This is a genomic window from Microcoleus sp. F10-B2, from assembly GCF_036704965.1.
In the GTDB taxonomy this organism is placed as follows: domain Bacteria; phylum Cyanobacteriota; class Cyanobacteriia; order Cyanobacteriales; family Microcoleaceae; genus Microcoleus.
Genome location: NZ_JAUBTB010000165.1, coordinates 1 through 8539 on the forward strand (window position 1 = coordinate 1; position 8539 = coordinate 8539).

Annotated in this window: 5 protein-coding genes and 1 CRISPR repeat array; of the genes, 3 read left to right on the forward strand and 2 right to left on the reverse strand. The window is 46.1% G+C overall.

The window, feature by feature from the left end:
• Positions 1–56: 56 nt before the first annotated feature.
• Positions 57–998 (reverse strand): FecR family protein, encoded by a 942-nt coding sequence (locus tag QUA99_RS31685; RefSeq protein ID WP_333245243.1) that lies wholly within the window; start codon positions 996–998, stop codon positions 57–59.
• Positions 999–1424: 426 nt separating this feature from the next.
• Between QUA99_RS31685 and QUA99_RS31690 the strand changes: the two genes are divergently transcribed.
• From QUA99_RS31690 to QUA99_RS31700, 3 genes are all read left to right on the forward strand, one after another.
• Complete coding sequence (locus QUA99_RS31690; protein WP_333245246.1) at positions 1425–1619, forward strand: hypothetical protein; 195 nt, start codon at positions 1425–1427, stop codon at positions 1617–1619.
• Between the two features lie 46 nt (positions 1620–1665).
• Positions 1666–1866, forward strand: a complete 201-nt coding sequence (gene petP / locus QUA99_RS31695; protein ID WP_333245248.1) for a cytochrome b6f subunit PetP — start codon at positions 1666–1668, stop codon at positions 1864–1866.
• A gap of 224 nt (positions 1867–2090) precedes the next feature.
• Positions 2091–3185, forward strand: a complete 1095-nt coding sequence (locus QUA99_RS31700; protein WP_333245253.1) for a Get3/ArsA fold putative tail anchor-mediating ATPase NosAFP — start codon at positions 2091–2093, stop codon at positions 3183–3185.
• A gap of 905 nt (positions 3186–4090) precedes the next feature.
• On the opposite strand, the gene cas6 is transcribed toward QUA99_RS31700, so the two are convergent.
• Positions 4091–5236, reverse strand: coding sequence for a CRISPR-associated endoribonuclease Cas6 (cas6, locus tag QUA99_RS31705; protein WP_333245256.1), 1146 nt, complete (start codon positions 5234–5236; stop codon positions 4091–4093).
• A gap of 451 nt (positions 5237–5687) precedes the next feature.
• Positions 5688–8428: direct repeats of the CRISPR family, unit length 36 nt; unit sequence CTTTGGTTAATCACTTCCCCGCAAGGGGACGGAAAC.
• The last annotated feature ends 111 nt before the right edge of the window (positions 8429–8539 follow it).

An 8539-nucleotide genomic window follows, 5' to 3' on the forward strand; every position in this document is an offset into this window, starting at 1 on the left:
TGGTTATTAAATGGGAGCGAAAAATCAAAAATAAAGGCAATGCTATTTTATCCGGTTTAGCTGCGTAGCAGCTTATTGCCGCTGAGTCTCCCCAAACTGCGGACTTTGAGTTTAGCTAGGCGAGGGCTGGCTGAGGGCGTCACGGGCGAGGTTTGAGGGAAAATTGTCGTGGCGTTGCCGCCGTTGACAACTACTTCTGAGTCGCCGCTGCTGGATACTGCGACTGCACCTTCAATAGTTTCGACTGCGGTTTTGCCTTCGCCGACGCTGATTCCAAAGGATGTGCCGCGAACTCCGGCCACGCCTTCTGGGGTTTCAACCCTGACTGGGGCGGTTTTGGCCGAACTTTTTGTTCGGGCAATTTGACTGGATTTGCCGAGTCCGCTGAAGCTATTGAGGGCGACTATTTGGTTCGGCGGGATAATTATTGAGGTGTTGGCTGCGGGAGTTGTCGCAGCAGTTTTGCCGATCGACAACCTGACTCGCCCCCTGCTGACAAAAATCGCTGTGTCTTTTTGGCCGCCTGCACTGCTTGACAAATTGGATATTCTGACTGCGGTTTTTTCGGCAACTTCCACGATGCCGCCGTCGTTGTCGATCGCTAAACGGGCTGTGGAATCCGGGCCGGTGATGATTTCGTCTCCGGGGGCAAGCAGCCGATCGCCCACAACCGCCGGCCGCCCTTTAAAGCTCACTGTACCGCGAATTTCTTCTATTTCGAGCGATCGTCCGGTCGCTGTTCCCTGGGCGTTTATTGTCTCTGCTGGGGATGGATTCGCCGCCGCTGTTGCCGGATTTTTTGGAGATTTTGAGCCTGTTAGCAGTCCTGGCGGTCGATCGACTGAGACAATTTTAGTAGCGTTTGACTGCTGTTTGGGGGATGGAGAGAGCGGACTGGCGATCGTCCCGCTACCGAGCGGCAGACAGGCGAACACAGCTAAGGACAAACTTAGGAGCGGAATTTTGCTCGATCGCCCGCAGGTAAAAACTTTATTCATAATTTCAATTTTGTCATATTGAAGTTTCTAGACTTCCTTTCCTTTATTAGACACCCTAAATCCGGCAATCGTTCCATTTTTTATGCCGTAACACAGCAGCACAAATAAACTTTTTCAGCCTGAAATCTTAGCATTAAATCTTCTTTTTATTGTCAGATTGTAGTAAACTGTTACAACATGGCACTTTACTACAATCTGACCTTCGGAAAATTTTGCAAGCCAGACTCCAAGTGCTTTGCAGCATTAATGTTAGCCAATGTCAACGTTAGAAATGGAAGATTTATATACAGCAAACATAAAATTAATTACTGCTTCTGAATGTCTTTTGGCTTCTTCCGGAAGGATGACTAATTAGAAATAAATCCTGTAGTTGTGACAATTAATAAAAAGATTGTTTTTGCGAAGGGATAAAAAATTATCTTCGCGGTGCGCGAGACTCTGCGAGTTGAGCCTGCCGCTGTGGAATATTATGAAGCAAACCCAAGCGCATCAGGGCAGACGATCGACCAACTCCGACTAGAATACCGTCTTTTACCGAAAGTTGGTCGAAATTTCGATGGAAAATCATCGCGGGCGATCGACGGATGGTGTTGCTGTTCCGAAGTAGACGCCAAACTGTAAAATGGACGGTTGTATATAGGTTATATAGAGCAGGAGAACAATTTCAGTGGCAATAGAAGTAGGTCAGAGAGTTAAGGTGCGCCGTCTCAGAGATCGGATACCTGCAAATATGGTGGGCAAGATAAAGGAGAATCCAGTAGGCACTGTTGACGGATTCAAAATGGTTGACGGTAGCGGAGTAGGCGTGGTTGTAAAGTTTGACGGTTTTGCGACTTGGTTCTTTGAAGATGAGCTAGAACCCGTTTAACAGATGTAGAAGGAAGAGGGGCACGACACGGATTCGGACACGGATACACGGATTGAATTTAACTGTGTTTCCTTTCGTCTCCTACTCTCCCCCTCTCCCCCTCTCCCCCTCTCCCACTCTCCCACTCACCGACTCTCCTCTTCCTCCACTCTCCACCCTCGCCCACGCTGGCTGAAGGTTGCGCTTAAATGTTAAAGAGTAAGCTTTGGCAGTGAGAACAGAAAATGGCTTTGATTTTGACATTTTTGGGCAAAGGCGGCACTGGCCGCAGTACGATCGCGATCGCAACAGCTAAAAAATACGCGGCTCAAGGCAAGCGAGTTCTGCTGCTGGGCCAAGATCCGGGCCCTGCATTGGGTATTCTGCTGGCAACTCCCCTGACTTCCACTCCCCAAGAAATAGCCCCGAATTTGAAAGCAGTTCAGGTGCAAAGTGCGCCGCTGCTAGAACGCAGGTGGGACGAAGTTAAACAACTAGAAGCTCAATATGTCCGCACTCCGTTTTTCAAGCAGATTTACGGTCAAGAATTAGGGGTGTTACCGGGAATGGACAGCGCGCTGGCGTTGAACGAACTTCGGGAATACGAGGACAGCAAACAATACGATGTAATTGTTTATGACGGCACCGGCGGCATGGATACGCTGCGGATGCTGGGAATGCCGGAAATTTTGAGTTGGTATATCCGTCGCTTCCGTCAAGCTTTGGTAGATTCGGATTTGGGTAAAGCTTTGTCGCCTTTTATTCAGCCGGTTTTCAGTACCGTGTTGACTGTGGATTTATCTGGGGATAATCCTTTTCAATCTACTAAGCAAGTCGATAATCTTTTGGATAAGGGTAAGGAAGCGCTGGCAGATCCGAACCGCACGGCGGCTTTTTTGGTGACAACTGGGGATGCAAGCGCGATCGCAACTGCCCGCTATCTTTGGGGAAGTTCTCAACAAATTGGCTTGACTGTGGGCGGTGTCATTGTCAATCAAGCACCGATTACAGAAGCTATTACTGGCGATTTTGATCCTTTGACGGCTGTTTCGGTTCCGGCGCACAGTGACAATAATTGGCAGCCGCTAATTGATGCTTTGCCCGATTTTTCTGAGGCCGCAAAAGCTCCTAAACCGATTAACATAAACATTGCACAGCGTCAAGTTAGTTTGTTTTTGCCTGGGTTTGACAAGAAAGAAATTAAATTGATTCAATCGGGACCGGAAGTGACGATCGAAGCGGGCGATCAGCGGCGCAATATTTTGCTGCCTCCAGCGCTAACTGGGAAATCTGTTACTGGTGCTAAGTTCCAAAACGGTTACTTGATTATTTCTTTTTAGGGTTAGGAAGAAAGCGCTCTCAGAGATTTTGACACGGATACACTGAAGAATTATCGAGTTCTCTAATATCATGTCTCGTTGATTCGCGATCGTCTAATTTGTGCGATCGTAGGGGCAGGTTTCACAAAGCCGAATCGCCGAAAAAAAACAATCTCGAAAACCCGCCCCCACCCAACGAACAATCGAAATGTACATTCAGATTCGCCGTCGGGCGGGGGCGGGTTTATTTATCCTTTGAATGATTGCAAATATTTCAGGTGGAACCCACCCCTTGTATCTTAAAAGAGTGATGACGGTCGATCGCTACCTCAGGCGATCGATCTGTCATATCAATTCCGCTCTTCATCGGAATGATCTAAACGGAGGACACGGCACTGCCGTGTCCCTACGCTAACAGTTTCTTTAATTCTTATTCCCACTTTTTTGTTAACTTATTTTACCAATTCCATTTCATCTATTATCCCTGCTACTATTCCGGGGTCTAAATTTACGATATTTATCGCTTCGGAGGACTTTTTCATGGTTTTTAGAGCTGGTCTACTGGCAGAAATTCTTCTACCTTAAAAAAGCATCAAATGATTACTATGCAATCATTTGATGCTTTAGCAATTCCGAACCCATCTGAAATTAAATCTGCTTAAATATCTGCGGAATGTGGGTATAATTCCGCTTTTTCAACCAATCACTTAGTCCTAAAGTCTCTGAAGCCACGTTATGACTGTTCTAAAATAAGAATTGAAACTCTTCTTTTAACGAGTGCATAAGTTCTACTAATGGTGACGCTTATTTAACTTGCTTTAATTTTTGTTTTTGCTGAGCAGATAACGGGTTTTCTGCTTTCAATAATGTATATTTACTGCCTTTTAAACCATCAAATAATTTATCTCTAATTTAGAATGTCACAGCTACCCTTTCACTTCCTCATTAGCTTTCAAAGAACGCCGCGCCAATTTGACATAGGTTTTGACAGTTTCGTAGGGCATTTCTAAGTCGAGGGCGATCGCGCTTAGTGACTCTCCGATTTCCCGTCTTGCGAGAATTGTAGCCCAAGTTTCCGCAATCTCTTGGGCGCGAGTTCCACCTGTGCGCCGTCGCTTTGCCATGAATGCCTCGGTCAATTCTGCAATTCGAGATGCTAATAAATTTTGCCTTGGGGAAACTGGCAAAATGTCACTCAGGAGCCAACCTATTCTAGTTTGCCCTAAGCCAAAGGTGGTTTTGTGACCAGTTCCGCAGTAAGGGGCTAGTTGTGCTAAAGCATAGAAATATTGCCCGAAATCAGAATTTTCATTTACTTTTTTGGATAATCCTAATTCTATGGCTCCTGTAAATCCTGTAACAGAGCCTTTTTTGCCGGCGATGACTTTGGCGGACTCTAATTTGTGGCGGTGAATAATCACTGTTTCTTCAATCCAATTTAAAAATTTATCTTGAGGAATTTTGATGTCTGAAAAATCGTTCCACCGACGCAGGTAGCTATGAAAAAGATTTTTGGGAACGGGTAAGGGAAAGTGATGCTGTTTGCTGCGAAAACTGGTTGGGGTGAGAAAGGTTAATTGAATTGAGGTGCGAGAGAGTGAGGTAGTTAGCAATTGTTTGTAGGTAGTAGGAGGTAAAGCTACCTGACAAGAAATGATGCGTAAGGGAGCATTTCGCAGGTCTACAACGGCGGGCAAGTTTTGCAACCATTTACTCGCCCATTGAGCAACTGGTTGGGAAAGGATATTAATATACCAGCGATAGGTTTTGTTAGCTTGCAGTTGTAGGTCTTTTCCAGCAGCCAGCAATTCTCCTTCTAATCCTGAAATGGTAAAGGCTTTTTCTGATTGCTCGTCGTGGAGAGAGCGGGATAATTCTGGGTTAGTTTGTTGAACTTGAGCGAGAAACCAGGCGTGCAAGCCAATGGTGTACTCAGCGTAAAGGTAGTCATTGCTGTAGGGGGCTAGTTCAATGACTAGCCCGACTAATTCTGTCTCCGCAGGCCAAGTGAGAGCAGCGGAAGGAGGGTTTTGAGATGGTTGGCGCTTTTTTTGGGTGGGTAGTCTTGTCATAGAGCAATTTTACAGCATACCTACGGTGCTCAGGGCTAGGAGCTAGGGAAAAAGGGAATAGTATCAATGGTTTCAGTAATTCAGATCGTAGGTCTTGACAAAGGCTTTTTCCTTTCTGTATGCTAAGGCCTACAGTCTAAAAAATTAACGGTTTCACTTCGGAACCTTGAAAATTACATAATTTTGGTCGATCGTTTGAGGTTTATTTCCTGACCTCAAGGCAATCGCTGAAAGCCTCATTCTTGCGTTGAAAAAGCAGAATCGACGCACTTCCCGCGATCGCTAAAAGCCTCATTTTTTGGTGGAGGTGCGTCGATTGCTCTCCCAGTAAGAGTTTTAGGTTTTTCCCAGGTAAGCTTATTGAAGATGACCCTCCTTTATTGACAGGTAAATTTTACTGCGTCGATTGGGCGGCTGAAACGCTTTCTGGATAAGGTGTTGTAGCAGAACTCTTTGGTTAATCACTTCCCCGCAAGGGGACGGAAACCCGGTGGCACATGTGACCACGGTTCCATTAACCAAAATTCTTTGGTTAATCACTTCCCCGCAAGGGGACGGAAACGATAAATTGGCACACAAACCCTTGTTCGCGTAGAGCATTCTTTGGTTAATCACTTCCCCGCAAGGGGACGGAAACTTCAGATGTAAACACTACACTCAACCAAGAAATAATAAACTTTGGTTAATCACTTCCCCGCAAGGGGACGGAAACCTTATCATAAGCTATATCAAAACGAATGTCGGGACAACTTTGGTTAATCACTTCCCCGCAAGGGGACGGAAACGTGTAATCAACTGTTTTTCTAGATCGCATGGTAGACTTTGGTTAATCACTTCCCCGCAAGGGGACGGAAACCTCCCATCCAGTCAATCACGGGATTGCAGATACTTTACTTTGGTTAATCACTTCCCCGCGAGGGGACGGAAACCTCATACAAACTGCTTGAAAAATCATTTTTTTCCCCTGGTTACTTTGGTTAATCACTTCCCCGCAAGGGGACGGAAACTTGTTTGTGCAGTGCTTCCCCAAAGATTCTTCCACAAACTTTGGTTAATCACTTCCCCGCAAGGGGACGGAAACAAAAGTACCTGTACTGTTCTGCGTGTACAAGGACCTTTGGTTAATCACTTCCCCGCAAGGGGACGGAAACTTTAATTAGCTAGCTTCACCTCCAGTTACTGCTTTGGTTAATCACTTCCCCGCAAGGGGACGGAAACGTGTATCCGGTGCGATCTAGGGATTCACTGATAAGTCCTACTTTGGTTAATCACTTCCCCGCAAGGGGACGGAAACATTATTTTGAAATGACTCGTACGGGAGTATCTCCAAAATACTTTGGTTAATCACTTCCCCGCAAGGGGACGGAAACAATCACAGAGTCGAATAGAAATCTTTTGCTTTTCGCTGCTTTGGTTAATCACTTCCCCGCAAGGGGACGGAAACTTTACCTCCTTTACGTTGAGGGTGAGATGGTTTTCTTTACTTTGGTTAATCACTTCCCCGCAAGGGGACGGAAACTTGTCGACAACCCAACGATCCAATAGTGTTTCTGGACTTTGGTTAATCACTTCCCCGCAAGGGGACGGAAACTTCCCGGGATTCCCTGTTTCCAGGAGAAAAGTTGCAACTTTGGTTAATCACTTCCCCGCAAGGGGACGGAAACGATAAATTTAATCTTTCAGCTTTTTCGATTCAATTTCTTTGGTTAATCACTTCCCCGCAAGGGGACGGAAACGCACATCTGCCACAGTACGTTCCACCAGTCTGGGAATCTCTTTGGTTAATCACTTCCCCGCAAGGGGACGGAAACTTCTTCGGAAAAGAAGACTTGAATAAATTCTTCTACCAACTTTGGTTAATCACTTCCCCGCAAGGGGACGGAAACTTAAAACACCTGTGGACAAGTTTGCAGCAGTATTCTTTGGTTAATCACTTCCCCGCAAGGGGACGGAAACTAAAAGTGAGGGCTTGCTCAGGACTGACCCACTGTGACACTTTGGTTAATCACTTCCCCGCAAGGGGACGGAAACTTTTCGTAGTTACGGATAAAAGCAGTATACAACACCACTTGACTTTGGTTAATCACTTCCCCGCAAGGGGACGGAAACTTGTTACGCCGCCGCCGAAACTAATTCTGAATTACAGGCTTTGGTTAATCACTTCCCCGCAAGGGGACGGAAACAAATTTCGATAGCCATGGTGTTTTCCTTTTGCCTGCTTTGGTTAATCACTTCCCCGCAAGGGGACGGAAACATTCAGTTCACAATTGCCTGATCGGGAATACTTATCCGACTTTGGTTAATCACTTCCCCGCAAGGGGACGGAAACTTATCGGTGACATCTGTAATGGGAATAACCTCATCGACTTTGGTTAATCACTTCCCCGCAAGGGGACGGAAACTTTTGGGGTATCTACCTCCTTGAATACAATTTTCTTTGGTTAATCACTTCCCCGCAAGGGGACGGAAACATTCTTTTTTGCTGGAGCTTGTCTTGACTTTTTTTACTTTGGTTAATCACTTCCCCGCAAGGGGACGGAAACCATATATTGAAAAATGGTGAGTCAATGTAAAATTTTTCTTCTTTGGTTAATCACTTCCCCGCAAGGGGACGGAAACGTGCTGCGCCGCCGAACAAAGGAGCTGGGTAAACCTTTGGTTAATCACTTCCCCGCAAGGGGACGGAAACATTCCTTAGACGTAGCTTCAGCGACTGAGCGTGCGTTGCTTTGGTTAATCACTTCCCCGCAAGGGGACGGAAACTACAAACAACAAAGGAGATGGAGGTCAATAAAAAAACTTTGGTTAATCACTTCCCCGCAAGGGGACGGAAACAAACTTACTACCACGGCCATCCAGGCCAAAAACACCTTTGGTTAATCACTTCCCCGCAAGGGGACGGAAACTTCCGGGTATTGGAGCAATTTGCGCTCCGTCTCCCAGTCTTTGGTTAATCACTTCCCCGCAAGGGGACGGAAACTTACACTTATTTTTTCTCTTAATAAATTTGGTCGTCTTTGGTTAATCACTTCCCCGCAAGGGGACGGAAACCTTAAGCTGATCGTTCCATCACCCATGATTTGTCTCCTTTGGTTAATCACTTCCCCGCAAGGGGACGGAAACACGAAGATTTTGTACCAGATGACTTCAATCCTACTTTGGTTAATCACTTCCCCGCAAGGGGACGGAAACAGGAGCCCCCGGTTCGACGAGCCGACGAGCTTAGCCCTCTTTTGTCACTCTCGCTATAGTATAATCTACAGCAAACCCCAGAACTTAAGTCTGTATTATGGTAGAGCCTCG

Excerpts from the sequence above, each read along its gene's own strand:
- QUA99_RS31685 (WP_333245243.1), bottom strand. The coding sequence starts at position 998 with ATGAATAAAGTTTTTACCTGCGGGCGATCGAGCAAAATTCCGCTCCTA.
- QUA99_RS31700 (WP_333245253.1), top strand. The coding sequence starts at position 2,091 with ATGGCTTTGATTTTGACATTTTTGGGCAAAGGCGGCACTGGCCGCAGT.
- cas6 (WP_333245256.1), bottom strand. The coding sequence starts at position 5,236 with ATGACAAGACTACCCACCCAAAAAAAGCGCCAACCATCTCAAAACCCT.